This is a genomic window from Caenimonas soli (genome assembly GCF_013155545.1).
GTDB classification, from domain to species: Bacteria; Pseudomonadota; Gammaproteobacteria; order Burkholderiales; family Burkholderiaceae_C; genus Ramlibacter; species Ramlibacter soli.
The window spans coordinates 117,565-134,305 of sequence record NZ_JABJVV010000005.1 but is presented as its reverse complement, the minus strand read 5'-3'; the positions used below and the strand labels follow the sequence as shown (position 1 = coordinate 134,305).

14 protein-coding genes and 1 tRNA gene are annotated in these 16,741 nt (G+C 64.9%); 8 read left to right on the top strand and 7 right to left on the bottom strand.

The features are described from left to right. Window positions 1-2: 2 nt before the first annotated feature. The 6 genes from HNE04_RS09320 (at window position 3) to HNE04_RS09295 (ending at window position 5,402) form a co-directional block, all read left to right on the top strand. The gene (locus tag HNE04_RS09320; RefSeq protein ID WP_172218262.1) at window positions 3-1,448 is read left to right on the top strand and encodes a cytochrome b; all 1,446 of its coding nucleotides are present in this window, start codon (window positions 3-5) and stop codon (window positions 1,446-1,448) included. A 16-nt stretch (window positions 1,449-1,464) separates the two neighbouring features. Continuing rightward, complete coding sequence (locus HNE04_RS09315; protein ID WP_172218261.1) at window positions 1,465-2,220, top strand: cytochrome c1; 756 nt, start codon at window positions 1,465-1,467, stop codon at window positions 2,218-2,220. A gap of 94 nt (window positions 2,221-2,314) precedes the next feature. After that, window positions 2,315-2,926, top strand: a complete 612-nt coding sequence (locus tag HNE04_RS09310) for a glutathione S-transferase N-terminal domain-containing protein (protein ID WP_061500777.1) — start codon at window positions 2,315-2,317, stop codon at window positions 2,924-2,926. Between the two features lie 44 nt (window positions 2,927-2,970). Further along, window positions 2,971-3,486, top strand: coding sequence for a ClpXP protease specificity-enhancing factor (locus HNE04_RS09305; RefSeq protein WP_172218260.1), 516 nt, complete (start codon window positions 2,971-2,973; stop codon window positions 3,484-3,486). A 41-nt stretch (window positions 3,487-3,527) separates the two neighbouring features. Beyond that, window positions 3,528-3,602, top strand: a tRNA-Thr gene (locus HNE04_RS09300). A gap of 381 nt (window positions 3,603-3,983) precedes the next feature. Then, on the top strand, window positions 3,984-5,402 hold the full coding sequence (locus HNE04_RS09295) for an FAD-binding oxidoreductase (RefSeq protein ID WP_172218259.1): 1,419 nt from the start codon (window positions 3,984-3,986) through the stop codon (window positions 5,400-5,402). 478 nt (window positions 5,403-5,880) lie between these two features. On the opposite strand, the gene HNE04_RS09290 is transcribed toward HNE04_RS09295, so the two are convergent. The 7 genes from HNE04_RS09290 to HNE04_RS28005 all read right to left on the bottom strand — a co-directional run bounded on the left by HNE04_RS09290 (window position 5,881) and on the right by HNE04_RS28005 (window position 12,862). Next, window positions 5,881-6,645, bottom strand: a complete 765-nt coding sequence (locus HNE04_RS09290) for a GntR family transcriptional regulator (RefSeq protein ID WP_235964894.1) — start codon at window positions 6,643-6,645, stop codon at window positions 5,881-5,883. A 20-nt stretch (window positions 6,646-6,665) separates the two neighbouring features. Continuing rightward, window positions 6,666-7,649, bottom strand: coding sequence for an ABC transporter ATP-binding protein (locus HNE04_RS09285; RefSeq protein WP_172218257.1), 984 nt, complete (start codon window positions 7,647-7,649; stop codon window positions 6,666-6,668). Then, window positions 7,646-8,707, bottom strand: coding sequence for an ABC transporter ATP-binding protein (locus HNE04_RS09280; RefSeq protein WP_172218256.1), 1,062 nt, complete (start codon window positions 8,705-8,707; stop codon window positions 7,646-7,648). Before HNE04_RS09280 ends, HNE04_RS09285 begins: the two co-directional genes overlap by 4 nt. Further along, window positions 8,704-9,621 (bottom strand): ABC transporter permease, encoded by a 918-nt coding sequence (locus HNE04_RS09275; RefSeq protein WP_172218255.1) that lies wholly within the window; start codon window positions 9,619-9,621, stop codon window positions 8,704-8,706. The genes HNE04_RS09280 and HNE04_RS09275 overlap by 4 nt, the downstream gene beginning before the upstream one ends. Window positions 9,622-9,629: 8 nt before the next feature. Beyond that, window positions 9,630-10,583 carry an ABC transporter permease gene (locus HNE04_RS09270; RefSeq protein WP_172218254.1) on the bottom strand — a complete coding sequence of 318 codons (954 nt, stop codon included), beginning with the start codon at window positions 10,581-10,583 and terminating at the stop codon, window positions 9,630-9,632. An 18-nt stretch (window positions 10,584-10,601) separates the two neighbouring features. Continuing rightward, window positions 10,602-12,209 carry an ABC transporter substrate-binding protein gene (locus tag HNE04_RS09265; protein WP_172218253.1) on the bottom strand — a complete coding sequence of 536 codons (1,608 nt, stop codon included), beginning with the start codon at window positions 12,207-12,209 and terminating at the stop codon, window positions 10,602-10,604. A 329-nt stretch (window positions 12,210-12,538) separates the two neighbouring features. Further along, a complete protein-coding gene (locus HNE04_RS28005) occupies window positions 12,539-12,862 on the bottom strand; it encodes a hypothetical protein (RefSeq protein WP_172218252.1) in 324 nt (107 codons plus the stop codon). A 12-nt stretch (window positions 12,863-12,874) separates the two neighbouring features. Between HNE04_RS28005 and HNE04_RS09255 the strand changes: the two genes are divergently transcribed. Beyond that, a complete protein-coding gene (locus tag HNE04_RS09255) occupies window positions 12,875-13,813 on the top strand; it encodes a M23 family metallopeptidase (protein ID WP_172218251.1) in 939 nt (312 codons plus the stop codon). A gap of 126 nt (window positions 13,814-13,939) precedes the next feature. Further along, on the top strand, window positions 13,940-16,702 hold the full coding sequence (gene secA / locus HNE04_RS09250) for a preprotein translocase subunit SecA (protein ID WP_172218250.1): 2,763 nt from the start codon (window positions 13,940-13,942) through the stop codon (window positions 16,700-16,702). The last annotated feature ends 39 nt before the right edge of the window (window positions 16,703-16,741 follow it).

Genomic DNA, 16,741 nt, shown 5'->3' with positions numbered 1-16,741 from the left:
ACATGGCTGAATTCAAGGAAATTTCCCCCAACGCCACGGCGACGGCGAAACTCACCAACTGGTTCGACAACCGCTTTCCTTCCGCGGGGTCCTTCTACAAGGACCACATGTCGCAGTACTACGCGCCCAAGAACTTCAACTTCTGGTACTTCTTCGGCTCGCTGGCGCTGCTGGTCCTGGTGATCCAGATCGTCACCGGCATCTTCCTGGTGATGCACTACAAGCCGGACGCGGCCACCGCGTTCGCCTCGGTCGAGTACATCATGCGCGACGTGCCCTGGGGCTGGCTGATCCGTTACATGCACTCCACCGGCGCATCGGCGTTCTTCGTCGTGGTCTACCTGCACATGTACCGGGGCCTGATCTACGGCAGCTACCGCAAGCCGCGCGAGCTGGTCTGGGTCTTCGGCTGCGCGATCTTCCTGGTTCTGATGGCCGAGGCCTTCATGGGTTACCTGCTGCCCTGGGGCCAGATGTCCTATTGGGGCGCCCAGGTGATCATCAACCTGTTCTCCGCCATCCCATTCATCGGCCCGGACCTGTCCGAGTGGCTGCGCGGCGACTATGTGGTGTCCGACGCCACCCTGAACCGCTTCTTCGCGTTCCACGTCATCGCCGTGCCGCTGGTGCTGCTGGGCCTGATTGCCGCGCACATCCTGGCGCTGCACGACGTCGGCTCGAACAACCCCGACGGCGTGGAGATCAAGGGCCCCAAAGCCCCGAAGAACCCCGATGGCACGCCGGTGGACGGCATCCCGTTCCACCCGTACTACACGGTGCACGACATCTTCGGCGTCTCGGTGTTCCTGATGGTGTTCTCCGCCATCATCTTCTTCGCGCCCGAGCTCGGCGGCTACTTCCTGGAATACAACAACTTCATCCCGGCCGATCCGCTGAAGACGCCGGCACACATCGCCCCGGTCTGGTATTTCACGCCGTACTACTCGATGCTGCGTGCCATCACCACCCAGATGATGTATGCCCTGTCCGCCATCCTGCTCCTGACCGTCGGCTGGGTGCTGGTCAGGACCGCGGCGCCGGCGCTGGTCAAGGGCCTGCTGGTCCTGCTCGCCATCGCCTTCCTGTGGATGTTCAATGCCTTCGGTTTCACGGGCATCGGCCTCCTGCAGGGGATCGACGCCAAGTTCTGGGGCGTGGTCGTGATGGGCGGCGCCGTCATCATCCTGTTCTTCCTGCCCTGGCTGGACAAGAGCCCGGTCAAGTCCATCCGCTACCGGCCGGGCTGGCACAAGTGGGTGTACGGCGTCTTCGTCGTCAATTTCATCGTGCTCGCCTACCTGGGTGTGCAGCCGCCGTCACCGATCGGCGAGCGTGTGTCGCAGGTCGGCACGCTGTTCTATTTTGGTTTCTTCCTGCTGATGCCGTGGTGGAGCCGCCTGGGCGAATTCAAGCCCGTGCCCGAGCGCATTACCTTTGCCGCGCACTAGAGCTGGAGCCACAACAATGAAAAAACTCATCCTCACCCTGATCGCGGCGCTGGGCATCGCCACCGGCGCCCAGGCGGCCAGCGAAGGCATTGCCTGGGACAAGGCGCCCGACAACCTGAACGACCTGCCGGCCCTGCAGCACGGCGCCAAGCTGTTCGTCAACTACTGCCTGAGCTGCCATTCGGCCGCGTACATGCGCTACAACCGCCTGCGCGACATCGGCCTGTCGGAGCAGCAGATCAAGGAGAACCTGCTGTTCTCCACCGACAAGGTCGGCGAGACCATGAGGGCCGCGATCGATCCGAAGCAGGCCAAGGACTGGTTCGGCGGCAATCCGCCCGACCTGACCCTGATCGCGCGTTCGCGCTCAGGCCATGGCGGCACCGGCGCCGATTACCTCTACACCTACCTGCGCACCTACTACCGCGACCCGACCAAGGCGACCGGCTGGAACAACCTGGCCTTCCCGAGCGTGGGCATGCCGCACGTGCTGTGGGAACTGCAGGGCGACCGCGAACCGCAGTTCGAGACGCGCCAGGAGCACGGCCACGAGGTCAAGATATTCAAGGGCTGGAAGCAGATCAGCCCGGGCACGATGACGCCGCTCCAGTACGACCAGGCGATGGGCGACCTGGTGGGTTACCTGCGGTGGATGTCGGAGCCGGCCCAGAATTCGCGCGTGCGAATCGGCGTCTGGGTGCTGCTGTTCCTGGGCGTCTTCACGGTAGTTGCCTGGCGCCTGAACGCTGCGTTCTGGAAAGATATACGTTAGGGGATAACGCGGTCCGGCGTCGCCGGGCACGCGTCCTTGAACACGGTCCGGCTCTTGCCTGACCGTGTTTTCACTTTGTTAAGGAGTCGCCATCATGATGGTCTTGTATTCGGGAACCACCTGCCCTTTCTCTCACCGCTGCCGCTTCGTGCTGTTCGAAAAGGGGATGGACTTCGAAATCCGCGACGTCGACCTGTACAACAAGCCGGAAGACATCAATGTGATGAATCCGTACGGACAGGTGCCGATCCTGGTCGAGCGCGACCTGATCCTGTATGAGTCGAACATCATCAACGAGTACATCGACGAGCGCTTTCCGCATCCGCAGCTGATGCCCGGCGATCCGGTGGACCGCGCCCGGGTACGCCTGTTCCTGCTCAATTTCGAGAAGGAACTGTTCGTGCACGTGAGCACGCTCGAATCGCGCGCGGCCAAGAGCAACGAAAAGGCGCTGGAAAAGGCCCGCTCGCACATTCGTGACCGCCTGACACAACTTGCGCCGGTGTTCCTCAAGAACAAGTACATGCTGGGCGAGAATTTCTCGATGCTCGACGTCGCCATTGCCCCGCTGCTGTGGCGCCTCGATTACTATGGAATCGAGCTGTCCAAGAATGCGGCGCCGCTCCTTAAATACGCCGAGCGCATTTTCTCGCGCCCCGCGTATATCGAAGCGCTCACGCCTTCCGAAAAGGTCATGCGCAAATAATGGCGCGCCGGCGCCCATCGACCGGCGCCTTTTGACTTGTGAAGATGAACGCACTCGAATCGACGTCCACGCGCCCCTACCTGATCCGTGCCCTGTATGACTGGTGCACGGACAACGGCCTGACCCCGTACGTCGCGGTGTTGGTCGATGACACGGTGCAGGTGCCGCGCGAGTACGTGAAAAACGGGGAGATCGTGCTGAACATCAGCTTCGACGCGACCAGCTCCCTCAAGCTCGGCAACGAGTTCATCGAGTTCAAGGCCCGGTTTGCCGGCTCGGCTCGCGAAATCATGGTGCCCGTCAGCCGCGTGATCGCGATCTATGCGCGCGAGAACGGACAGGGAATGGCATTTCCGGTGCCCGTCTCCTCGGGTGCCGGCGAAGAAGTGCCCAAGGGCTCGCCGCTGTCCAGCGTGCCGGCCGCCGGCGCGCACGGCGAGGGCGACCCCAAAGTCGTGCAGCTGGTCACGCCCGAGCCGCCGATTTCCGACGACGGTCCCGACGGTGAGCCGCCGCGCCCGCCCAGCGGACCCCGGCCGGCGCTCAAGCGCGTGAAGTGAAGCGGCGCCGGCACCGGGGCGCGTCTAGAATTATTCCCATCGCCGATTTAGCTCAGGGGTAGAGCAACCGCCTTGTAAGCGGTAGGTCGTCAGTTCGAATCCGACAATCGGCACCATCTCTTGCGGGTCGCTCGGTCCCAGCTAAACTTGGCGCCTTACGGCCGGGCATCGCCACCAGTGCGCGTGGCAACCCCACTCTTCAAGAGGAGACTGCACCTAAACGTCGGTTGTGCAGAAGTCAACGGCTTTGGGCCGCTGCTCAAGCGCGACTTGCCCACCTCGCCGGTGCCAAGAGAGTTTGAAAAAGAGCTGTGCTCCGTGTGTGGCTGCCCAGCGGTGACGTAAGAAAACCCTGAGAACTACCTGGCCATTGACTCGCACCCCGAACTGCTGTGAGATACGTGCCCAGATTGCCCATACGAAAGCGCTTAGCGGCAGTAGTGTGGGCAGCAGCCCTTGGTTCCACGATTCGCTTCCGGCATATGGAGGACCAAACCATGGAAGAAAGTCCGTTCGCTAGCCTCAAAGCCGCCCTCCGCGGAACGCTGATCACTCGCGAAGACGAGGACGCTTTCACAGCCGCGCGCTCGCGCGGATGGAACCGCGACCTGAACTTGCGAGCGAACCCGCTGGCCTTCGCCGTCGTCTCGGGTGTGCGTGACATCGTGACGACCGTGAACTACTGTCGGTCGAACAAGATCCCGATCGCGGTGCGAGGAAAGGGCGCGCATTCGCCCTACGGAATGGCCAATAACGCAGTGGTGATCGACCTGATGAAGATGACTGCTGTCAGCGTCGATCCCGAGAAGAAGCTGGCGTATATCCAGGCGGGCGCCGACGGGGGCGATGTCGATCACGAGACGGCCCTCCATAACCTTATATGTATCACCGGCTCGGTCTCCCACACGGGATTTGCGGGTGTCGCGCTGGGAGGCGGCCTTGGTCATCTGAGCCGTTGGCTGGGACCTGTCGTTGACAGTATCGTCAGTTACGAGATGGTCACCGCAGCGGGAGAGGTCATCCGTGTGGACGAGGCGAGCGATCCGGAGCTGTTCTGGGGTATGCGTGGCAACGGCGCCAGCTTCGGCATCGTGACCGAGTTCGTAGTTCGACTTCGCGACATGCCCAACGGCGGAATCATCCGCAGCGCGCCTATCTTGTGGGCAGCGGACAAGGCAAAGGAAGTGATGACGTCATGGATGGGGCGTATCGGCCGTGGCGACCGCAAGGAGACCGAGACGCTTCAGTTCGTGTTCATGCATTCCCCCGATGGTCTGCCGGTATGTGGTGTGGTGCCGCTGATCGTCGGTGAGACCGAAGCCGCGGCCAAGGCCACGTGCGACGAGTTGGCGTCATTCGGAGGCGGGGCCCAGGTGCGCCACGACACGCAGCTGCCATACACGGCCCTTCAGGCGGCGCTGGATACGTTGGTTCCATTCAACACCAACTACTGGGACAAGGGCGTGTTCATCAATTGGGATCCCCGCGACACCAGCGCGGTGAACAGCATCGTGGATGTGGCGGTGAAGCACTGGAGCGAAAAGCCGGAGTTTGCCTCGAAGCTTTCGACGTTCATCCTCTTTATGGAGGTCGATGCAGCGGTGGGCAGGGCTGATCCGGCCTCCACTTCCTTTGCCGGCCGCAAGGGGCGCCTCTGGTGCAGCTGTATCACCAGCTGGCCGGACGACGACGCCTCACAACGAGCGGCGAGCAAGAGGTGGTGCGGTGAATTGGTGGCGAAGCTGAGCCGCTTTCATGTGACCTCCTACCTGAACAATGCGATGCCCGAGAGCGAAGCGGAAATGCTGGAGGTGTTTCCGCAAGACACCATGAAGCGGCTGCGGGCCCTTAAGGAAAAGGTCGATCCCAACAACGTCTTCAAGACGGGCGCCTGGCAGTACGAGGCCAACAAGTAACGGTGGCTGCACGGGACGAGCCCGTAATCGAGGCGACACGCTCGAAGGCTTTTTCAGGAATGCGAGGCCGAGCCCTCGGCGGCAACGATCACCAGGGGCCCCCTTCATTGATGAGCAAGCCCGCCGAGCGCACGGCGAGCGACATCGGGTCGTCCGACCGCGCGAGACGGTGGCCAATGAGTAGCCGAGGGTGCAGAATTTCCGCTCTGGTTCGGAGTCGACAGGCCCCTCGACCCGTTACGCGCAAGGAGGCGAAAGCATGGAACATCAGCACGCGATTGCAGAGCACTGGGCCAAGGGCGACGGAAGGCCCCATACGCATCCGGTACAGGTGATTTTGCCGCAAACGCATGTGAGGCGTCCACCCGGAGAGAACGGGCCGGTCGGGGCTCTCGTATTCAGCTTCTCAAAGAGAGCCAGCGGATCCTCAGCGACTTTCGATTAACTCAAAGCGTGGCTTGTGCTTCGGCCATCTCCATCAACTACTTTTCTGCCGGAGAGGAATTCGAGCGTCATGTCCGCTTTCGGCGGCGGATTCAACCGGTCGATGCGGTAGGTCGTCAGTGCGAATCCGACAATCGGCACCATCCCCAGCCTGCGCGGGCGCAGCGGACGACCACGCTGGCGCCAACTGGCTGGCCGCACCGCGGGCCGACAGCAGGTGGTTGCGCATCTCGCGGTAGGCTGAGGCCGCATCGTGCGCCAGCAGCGCATCGACAATCGCGCAGTGCTCGACGAAGGATTCGCCGATGCGCTCGAGGTTGCGGAACTGGGTCCGGCGGAAGGGCGCGACCCGCTGGCGCAGGGAGACAGCGGTTTCCGTGAGCACCGCGTTGTGCGCGCCCTGAAGGATGGTGACGTGCAGCTCTAGATTCAGGGCGTCGTAGCCATCGAGGTCGCGCGCCTGCATGGCCTGCCGCCCGCGTGCATGCAGGCTGCGCAGGGTTTCCCGCTCGCTTTCGGTCATGCGCAGCGCCGCATGGCGCGCGCAGGCGGCCTCGAGTTCGCCGATGGCCTCGAACATGCTGTCCAGCTGCGCCGCGTCCAGGCTGGCCACCACCGATCCGCGGTTGGGCCGGTATCCCACGAGACCGGTGCTGACGAGTTGCTTGAGGGCTTCGCGCACGGGGGTTCGCGACACCCCGAACCGATTCGCCAGCATGGCCTCATCCAGGCGCGAACCCGGCTCGAACCGGCCCAGCACGATTTCATCGGCGATCTGCCTGCACACCTCGTCGGCCAAGCGGCCCCGCACGCGAGTCTTCACGCCCCGGCCGTTCCCAGCGGCAAGGGATGCCAGCAAGCCAGCGCCTGGGTTCCTTCGTGCGCCAGCGGCGGAAGCTCCGCGCGGCATCGGGCCCGCGCCGCGCCGCAGCGCTGGGCAAAGGCACAGCCGGGCGGCAGGGCGGAAAGGTCGGGCGGCGAGCCGCCTACGGTCGGCAGCGGGCGGCCCCGGCTGGCAGTGCCGATCGCCGAGGCCAGCAGGCCGGCCGTGTAAGGGTGGCGCGGCGATGCGACCAGGGCGCCGACCGCGTTTTCCTCGACGATGCGGCCGGCGTACATCACCGCGATCCGGTCGGCGACCTCGACCGCGGCGCCGATGTCGTGGGTGACGAAGATGACCGACATGCCCATCTCGCGTTGCAGCTCGCGCAGCAGCAGGAGGATCTGGATCTGCACCGTGGCATCGAGCGCGGTCGTGGGCTCATCGGCCAGCAGCAGACGGGGCCTGCAGGCCAGGGCCAGTGCAATCATCGCCCGCTGGCGCATGCCGCCGGACAGCTCGTGGGGGTAGGCGTCCAGCCGGCGCCGAGCCTGGGGAATCTGCACCCGCTCCAGCATTTCCAGCGCGCGAGCGCGCGCTGCCGCGCCGTCCACTGCCTCATGCGCGCGAACGGACTCGGCAATCTGCGCACCGATGGTGTAGACCGGATCGAACGCCAGGCCCGGCTCCTGGAAGACCATCGCCACCGTGGCGCCGCGGTAGCGCTGCAGCTCGGCGCCGCCCAGCGCGAAGACGTCCTGCCCGCCCACCGTAACCTGCCCCGTGATGCGCGTCGTGCGGGGCGCATGCAGGCGCAGCAATGTGCGCAGGGTGACGCTCTTGCCCGATCCCGATTCGCCCAGCATGCCCAGCACTTCGCCGGCGCCGAGGTCGAAGCTCAGGTCGCTGAGAGCCTCGACCTTGCGCTCCCCGCCGAACTGGACGCCGAGTCCGCGCACCGACAGCAGTGGCGCCGGCTTCATGCGGCGGCCTCCAGGGCCGCGGCGGCGCGGGAATTCCACCCAGGTGCCAGGTCCAGATGGCAGGCTGCCCAGTGATCCGGCGCAGTCTCGCGCAGGACCGGCGCCTGCGCCTCGCACGCCGCATGGGCTTGCGGGCAGCGGTCGCGGAAGCGGCAGCCGCCGGTGGAAGCGGCGGCCTCGGGCGGGTCTCCCGACAGCGGCGGGCGCTGGGTTCGCCGTGCAGGGTCCATGGACGGCACCGCCGACAACAGCGCCAGGGTGTAGGGGTGACGGGGCTGGCTGTACAGCTGTTCGACTGGAGCGATCTCCACGACCTGGCCCAGGTACATCACCATCACGCGGTCGGCCAGGTAATGCACGACATGAAGGTCGTGCGAGATGAACAGGTAAGTCAGGCCCCGTTCGGCCTTGAGTTCCTGCAGCAGGTTGAGGACCTGGGCCTGGACCGACTTGTCGAGCGCGGCCACCGCCTCGTCCAGGATCAGCAGCCGCGGCTCGTACGCCAGCGCGCGGGCGATGTTGACGCGCTGGCGCTGGCCGCCTGAAAGCTCGTGCGGATAGCGCGATCCCATCAATTCCGGCGGCAGGCCAACCCGTGACATCAGGGCGCGCGAGCGCTCGTTGGCGGCGGCGCGGCTGACGCCATGGACTTGCGGCCCGTAGGCGATCGATTCGAGAACCGTCAGGCGCGGGTTGAGCGAGGCAAACGAGTCCTGGAACACCATCTGCAGGTTGCGCCGGAATTCGCGCAACGCCATGCCTCCGTATTCGCCGACGCCTTCACCGTCGAAAACCACCTCGCCGCCTTCGGGTTCGATCAGTCGAGCGATCAGGCGCGCCGTGGTGGACTTGCCGCAGCCCGATTCGCCGACGATGCCCAGGGTTTCCCCCTTGGCGACGTTGAAGCTCACGCCGTCGACGGCGCGAACCACGCGCCGCCGGCGCTCGAACAGGCCGCCACCGAGCGAGAATTGCTTGCGCAGGTTGCGCACCAGCAGCAACGGCTGGGCGGGGCCGCCCCGGGCGGTCGGCAGCGGGGGAATCGGGGACTGTTTCATCGGCGGATGTCCATGGCCGAACGAACGCCGTCGGCCAGCAGGTTGAAGGCGATCGAGGTCATGAAGATCATCGCGCCGGGCAGGGCTGCGACCCAGGGGTTCAGGTAGATGGCCGAGCGCAGGGTGTTGAGCATCAGGCCCCATTCGGGCTCGGGCGGCTTGACGCCCAGCCCCAGGAAGGACAGGCCCGAAGCCAGGATCATGCTGACACTGACCAAGCCGGTGGCGTACACGAAGACCGGGCCGAGTACGTTGCCCAGCACGTGGACGCGGATGATCGACAGCGTCCCCGCGCCGCTCATGCGGGCCGCGTCGACGTAGTCGAGCTTGCGCACCTGGGTGGTCACGCTCTCGGCGACGCGAACCACTTGCGGCACGAAGACCAGGGTCAGCGCGATCAGGCTATTGCTCATGCCCGGTCCTAGCGCGCCCGCTACCGCCACCGCCAGCAGCACTGAGGGGAAGGCGTAGAAGACGTCGAGCGTGCGCATGATGACCATGTTGGCGCGGCCGCCCACGTAGCCCGCGAACAGGCCGATGGAGGTGCCGATGCCGAAAGCCAGCAGCACCGGCAGCACGCCCATCAGCAGCGAAAGCCGGCCGCCGTGCAGCAAGCGGGCCAGCATGTCGCGGCCCAGTTCGTCGGTGCCCAGCGGGAAGCCGGCACTGCCGATTGGCAGCAGGCGGCGCAGCATGCTGGCTTTGTAGGGGTCACCCGGCACGATCCAGGGCGCAAGCACGGCCGAAGCGACGATCAGCAGCACGAGCAGCGCGCTGGCGACGGTGACGGGGTCGCGGCCGAGCTGGCGCAGGACCAGGCTCCAGTAGCTGCGGCTGCGCTTGTCGCGCGACGCGGCGATCGCGGGACGGGCTTGCCCGCCGGCGGGAAGGGACGGATCGAGCACGGTAGACATTGAGGTATTCACGCGCGACCCATGCGCGGGTCGATCAGGGGCTGGACCACGTCCACCGTCAGGTTGATCACGACGAAGAACAGGCACAGCACCAGGATGGTCCCCTGGAGCAGGGGGATGTCGCGCTGGAAAATCGCGGTATTGAGCAGGAAGCCGGTGCCGGGCCAGGCGAAGACGGTTTCCACCAGGATGGAGCCGCCCATCAGGTAGCCGACCTGCAGCCCGGCGACGGCGAGCACCGTTGGGGCCACGTTGCGCGTCACGTGGCGAAAGACCGCCCGGCCGCCGAGGCCGCGGGCCCGTAGCGCCACCACGAATTCCTGGTTCAGCATGTCCGCGACGAGCGCGCGCACCGTGCGCGTGATGATGCCCATCGGGATGACGCAGAGCGTGGCAGCGGGCAGGACCAAGTGCCGCAAGTGCGCTCCATCCCAGGCCCATGCAGCAGATCCGCCCGGACCGGCGCCCATTGCGGGCAGCCAGCCGAGCCGGATCGAGAACACGATGGTGAGCACCAGGCCGAGCCAGTAATGCGGCACGCTGACGCCCACGACTGAAATGGCGCTGGCCACCCGGTCGATCCAGCCGCCAGCGTGGTAGCCCGCCAGCCCGCCGAGCACGCAGCCCACGCAGACACCCGCCAGCGCCGCCATCGCGGCCAGCACCAGCGTGTTGCTCACGGCGCCCAGCACCTCCGCGATCACCGGGCGGCCGGTGGCGATGGAGGCGCCGAGGTCGCCCTGCACGGCCCGGGCCAGCCACAGCGCGTAGCGCACCGGCATCGGGCGGTCCAGGCCGTAGCTGGTCTTCAGCGCGGTGATTACTTCGGCGGGCGCGTCGGCCGGGGCGATGGCATTGAGCGGATCGCCCGGCGCGAGGTAGACCAGCAGGAACGAAACCACGGTCACGCCCAGCGCGATCGGCAGCGCATACAGCAGGCGCTTGAACAGGTAGATCAGCATTGGTGGAAGCCCGGGCTCTTACATTCCGATGGTGGTCAGGTCCTGGAACCAGTGCTGAGCCTGCACGAATTGCTTGACCTTGGGCGACAGCGCGTGCGGGTTGGCATCGTGCACCACCCACAGCATCAGCGCTTCGTCCACCATCTGCTGGTGCACGTTGGCCAGCAGCTTGTCCTGCACCTTGGTGTCGAAGCTGGTCCGCACCTTGTCGATCGCGTCGTCGACCTTGGCGTTCACATAGCCGCCCCAGTTGACGCCGTTCGGCGCGATGTAGCGCCCGTAGGCAAAGCGGGTGAGCGCGTAGAACGGATCGGCGGTGACGTAGCCCAGGTTGATTGCGGTGATGCCCTTGCCGGCGTTCATGTCGGCCTTGGCGCCGCTGCGCCAGTGCAGGTACAGGTTCTCCAGTTCCACCACCTCGAACTCGAGCTGGATGCCGATTTCGGCCAGGCTCTGCTGGAGGTACTCGTTCATCGGCAACGAGAGCATCTGGCCCGTTCCGCCTTGGGCGATGATGATCTTGGTTTTGAGCGGATTGGTCTTGCCATAGGGGGTTTGCGCCATCAGGGCGCGCGCCGCCGGCAGGTCGTACTTGAGGTCGAAGCTCGGCTTGCCGAACCAGGGGCTGGTCGGATCGAGCTGGCCCTTCGCCGCCGTGGCCTGGCCATTGAGCAGCTTGACGATGGCGTCGCGGTCGATCGCCAGGTTGGCCGCCTTGCGCAGGCGGATGTCGGTCCAGGGCGAGCCGGGCTGGGTGCTGAAATGGTAGGGCCAGACATGGGGCGTGACGTTCTGCACCAGCTTGAAGCCGGAGCTTTTGAGTTGCTGCATCATGTCCGGCGGGGGCGTCTCGATCATGTCGACCTGGTCATTGAGCAGCGCGTTGGTGCGCGTCACCGCGTCCGGGATCGGGACCAGCACGATGCGATCGGTCTTGGCGATGCGCGTCTTGTCCCAGTAAGCGGCGTTCTTCACCAGGTCGGCCCGCTCGCGCGGCACCAGCTTGTCGAGCCGGAACGGCCCGGTGCCGGAAGGCTGGCCGGCCACCTTGTTCCAATCGCGGCCCAGCTTTTCCCACTGCGCGGGGCTGCCGATCAGGAACCAGGGCAGCTGGTAGGGGAACAGCGCGTCTACATCCTTGGTCGTGATCTCCACGGTGTAGTCGTCGATCTTGCGGAACGAGGCGATCGAGGGGATGCGCGGGCGCACCTGGGCGCTCTGCTTGGCGTCGAACTGCGCCGATTTGTCGTTGAGGACCTTCTCCAGGTTCCAGACCACGGCGTCGGCCTTGAACTCGGAGCCGTCGTGGAACTTCACGCCCTTGCGCAACGTGAAGCGCCAGATCTTGTTGTCCTTGGGATCGACCTTCCATTCGGTGGCCAGGCCGGGGACCAGCTTGCCCGGACGCGTGCCGATGTTGGCTTCCCATGCGATCAGCGGGTCATAGAGCGTATGGCCGGTGAACTGGTAGGCGCCGGCGCCCCGATCGGGTTGCCCCGTCGTGAGCGGAATGTCGGCCATCGAAATCCCGTAGCGGGCCACGGTCTCGGCGTGCAGGCCGGCCGCGGCGAGCACCAGCTGCGCCGCCAGCAGCCATTGCGTCCGGCGCTTGAATTCAGTAACCATTGCAGGACCTCCAGTGTGTGATTCAGCTGGAGTTGCATGCAACGTGCCAATCGCTTCGCGATCCGGAAAGTTTTTCCCAAATGGCTGTGAACACTCAGCTTTCTCGGAAATGCACGCGAGTCCGGCGGCGCCTTCACGCGATCGGCGTCGGGACCGGCCCGGCGACGTGCATGGAAGAGCACTGGTTTGGGGAGGATTTCCGGGGCGCCTGCATGCAGGACACTTGCGTAAGTCCCGGACAAAGAACAGCCTGGGCTTGTAACCGTTTTGTAAGCGGTAGCTCGTCAGCCGACGATCGGCACAATCCAAGGTCCGAGCGGTGGAAATGTTTACTTTCCGGCTATTTCGACCTTCAAACGGATTGAGTTAACCTGCCATCCGCGGCCACACAGATGAGCTATCAGAGCAGGGACTACCTGCCTAAGCTTCGCGGCCGCGGCGTTGCTGTCCACCAGCAGGCACCAGGCAGGTCCATCGATCGGCCCGGGCCTCACGGCGGAACGCAATGAAGGTGGGATCAACAGTTCAACCGCCTTGAGCCGTTCGCCCGATTCGCGGGCGAGCTGCGAGAGCCGCGCCAATGTGGGCGAGTCTTCAGCAGCTTGCAGCAGCGTCACAGGATGCAGGCGACGGTTCGGGGAGGGCGTTGTCATGAGGGGATAGCAGTGCATTTCATTATCACGGATGCGTGGCTGGCCAAGAGTCGTGCCGTTCATCTGAGCGGCACCAGGCTCATGGCGGCGCTCATGGGCCTGTCGCTGGTACTGATGATGCTGGCCGCCGGCCTGTACCACTGGGTGTTCCTCAAGGGCGCCCGCGAGGGCTGGCCCGTCGTCGGCACCTTGGTGAAATTCGTCGTCAAGGACGAGTTCGAGCAGCGCGATCGCTTCATGCGCGAGAACCTCGACGCCATGGCTCGCAAGCTCGGCGAGATGCAGGCCAAGCTGGTCCAGCTCGAAGCGCTGGGCGACCGGGTTTCGGGGCTGGCGGGCATCAATCCGGGGGACATCCGTGTGGCTGCGGCGCAAGGCGGCGCGCTGATTTCCGGACGGCCGCTGTCAATGGAAGAACTCCAGGCGACCCTGGCCGACCTGGACAAGCTGACCGGCCACAACACCGACCTGATGACCGTGGTCGAATCGCGCCTTCTGGACCAGAAGATTCGCAACATGATGTTGCCCACGCAGCAACCGGTGCGCAACGGGCATGTGGGCTCGGCGTTCGGCTGGCGCATCGATCCGTTCAACGGCCGTTCGGCGCTGCACACGGGGCTGGATTTCCAGGCCGACCAGGGCACACCCATCCTGGCCGCCGCCGGCGGGGTCGTGGTAACGCAGGAGGCCCATCCCGCCTACGGCAACATGGTCGAGATCGACCACGGCAACGACCTCATCACCCGCTATGCCCATGCCTCCAAGGTGTGGGTGAAAAAGGGCGACCTGGTCAAGCGCGGCCAGAAGATCGCCGACGTCGGCACCACCGGGCGCTCGACCGGGCCGCACCTGCACTTCGAGGTGATGGTGCAGGGGGTCCCGCAGGACCCGCAGAAGTTCCTGGCGGCCGGACGAGACCTTCCTGGCGTGCGGACCGCCTCCCGCAGGTAAAATCCCCAGCTTTCCTGCTGATAGCGGCTATTGCTTTGGCCGCCGTCAGCCCCATTTCATCCTGACAACAACTGGGATCGCGCTGCCCTGCTGGCTCCAAACGCTTGGCAGGGCAGCACTGCATTCATGGCCAAGAACCTCCTCACCCAAATATTCGGCTCCCGCAACGACCGACTCCTCAAGCAGTACCGCAAGACGGTGGAGCTGATCAACGCGATGGAGCCGCAGTTCGAGAAGCTCAGCGACGACGAGTTGCGCGGCAAGACGCAGGAGTTCAAGGACCGCGTCGCCAAGGGCGAGGCGCTCGACGACATCCTGCCGGAGGCCTTTGCGATCGTGCGCGAGGGCTCCAAACGCGTCATGAAGATGCGCCACTTCGACGTGCAGCTGCAAGGCGGCATGGCGTTGCACAACACCAAGATCGCCGAGATGCGCACCGGTGAAGGCAAAACGCTGACGGCTACGCTGCCGGTTTACCTGAATGCGCTGACGGGCAAGGGCGTGCACGTGGTCACGGTGAACGATTACCTGGCCAATCGCGATGCCAAGTGGATGGGCAAGCTCTACAACTTCCTGGGCCTGTCCGTCGGCGTCAACCTGCCGAACATGCCGCGCGAGGAGAAGCAGGCCGCTTACCGCTCCGACATCACCTACGGCACCAACAACGAATTCGGCTTCGACTACCTGCGAGACAACATGGTCTACGAGGTGGCGGACCGCGTGCAGCGCGGCCTCAACTACGCGATCGTCGACGAGGTCGATTCGATCCTGATCGACGAGGCCCGCACACCGCTGATCATCAGCGGCCAGGCCGAGGACCACACCGACCTGTACATCGCGATGAACAAGGTCGTGCCGCTTTTGACCAAGCAGGAAGGCGAAGCCGACCCGCGCACCGGCGAGGGCATCATCAAGCCGGGCGACTTCACGCTCGACGAAAAGACCCATCAGGTGTTCCTCACCGAGCAGGGCCATGAAAACGCCGAGCGCATCCTGTTCAACCTGGGAATGATCCCCGAGGGCGCGACGCTGTACGACCCGGCCAACATCACGCTGATGCACCACCTGTATGCGGCGCTGCGGGCCAATCACCTGTACCACCGCGACCAGCACTACGTGGTGCAGGAAGGCGAAGTCGTCATCGTCGACGAGTTCACCGGCCGCCTGATGTCGGGCCGCCGCTGGAGCGACGGCCTGCACCAGGCCGTGGAAGCTAAAGAGGGCGTGGCGATCCAGGCCGAGAACCAGACGCTGGCGTCGATCACCTTCCAGAACTATTTCCGCCTGTACGGCAAGCTCGCGGGCATGACCGGCACGGCCGACACCGAGGCCTATGAATTCCAGGAAATCTACGGCCTGGAAACCATGGTGATCCCTCCCAACAAGCCGAGCCGCCGCGACGACCAGCTCGATCGCGTCTACAAGACCACACGCGAGAAGTACGAGGCGGCGATCAAGGACATCCGCGAGTGCTACGAACGCGGCCAGCCGGTGCTGGTGGGCACGACCTCGATCGAGAATTCCGAGATCATCGACCAGCTCCTGAACAAGGAAGACCTGCCGCACCAGGTGCTCAATGCCAAGCAGCACGCGCGCGAAGCCGAGATCGTGGCGCAAGCCGGCCGGCCCAAGATGATCACCATCGCCACCAATATGGCGGGCCGAGGCACCGACATCGTGCTGGGCGGCAACGTCGAAAAAGCCGTCGAGGCGGTGGAAGCCGACGAGACGCTGGATGCGGGCACCAATCAGTCGCGCATTGCACAGCTACGCGAGCAGTGGGCCAAGGATCACGCGTTCGTGGTGGAACAGGGTGGCCTGCGCATCATCGCGACCGAGCGTCACGAGTCGCGCCGCATCGACAACCAGCTGCGCGGCCGGTCGGGGCGCCAGGGCGACCCGGGCTCCTCGCGCTTCTACCTGAGCCTGGACGATCCGCTGATGCGCATCTTCGCCGGCGAGCGCGTCAAGGCCATCATGGAGCGGCTGAAGATGCCCGACGGCGAGGCCATCGAGGCGGGCATCGTCACGCGCAGCATCGAGAGCGCGCAGCGCAAGGTCGAGGCCCGCAACTTCGACATCCGCAAGCAGCTGCTCGAATACGACGACGTGGCCAACGACCAGCGCAAGGTGATCTACCAGCAGCGCAACGACATCCTCGACGCGGCGGATCTTTCCGCGCAGATCGCGTCGCTGCGCCAGGGCTGCTTCACCGACCTGGTGCACCAGTACGTGCCGGCAGAATCCGTCGAAGAGCAGTGGGACCTGCCGGCACTGGAAAAGGTGCTGGCCGGCGAGTGGGGCATCCCGCTGTCGCTGCAAAAAGAAGTGCAGTCGGCCAGCAGCATCACCGACGAGGACTTGCTGGAGAAGGTGGTCGCGGCGGCCAACCAGGCGTTCGACGTCAAGGTGGAGCAGGTGGGCCCGCAGAACTTCACGCAGTTCGAGCGCATCGTGCTGCTACAGAGCATAGACACGCATTGGCGCGAGCACCTCTCGGCGCTCGACTATCTGCGCCAAGGCATCCACCTGCGCGGCTATGCGCAAAAGCAACCCAAGCAGGAATACAAGCGCGAGGCCTTCGAGCTGTTCGGCCAGTTGCTCGACTCGGTGAAGAACGAAGTCACCAAGGTGCTGATGACGGTGTCCGTGCAGTCGGGCGAGCAGCTGGAACAGGCCGCCGAGGACCTGGAAGACCGCGCCGAGCGCATCGCCAATGTCACCTACACGGCGCCCACCGAAACCGGAGAGGCGGAATCCCGCGTGGACGAGAGCACGACGCGGCAGCAGGCGCCCGCCGTCGGCGCGGTGCCGCGGGTGGGCCGCAACGATCCTTGCCCATGCGGCAGTGGTAAAAAATACAAGCAGTGCCATGGCAAGCTTGCGTGAAATCCTCGAGCCTCGGTATCTGACTTGGAACCTTTTGGC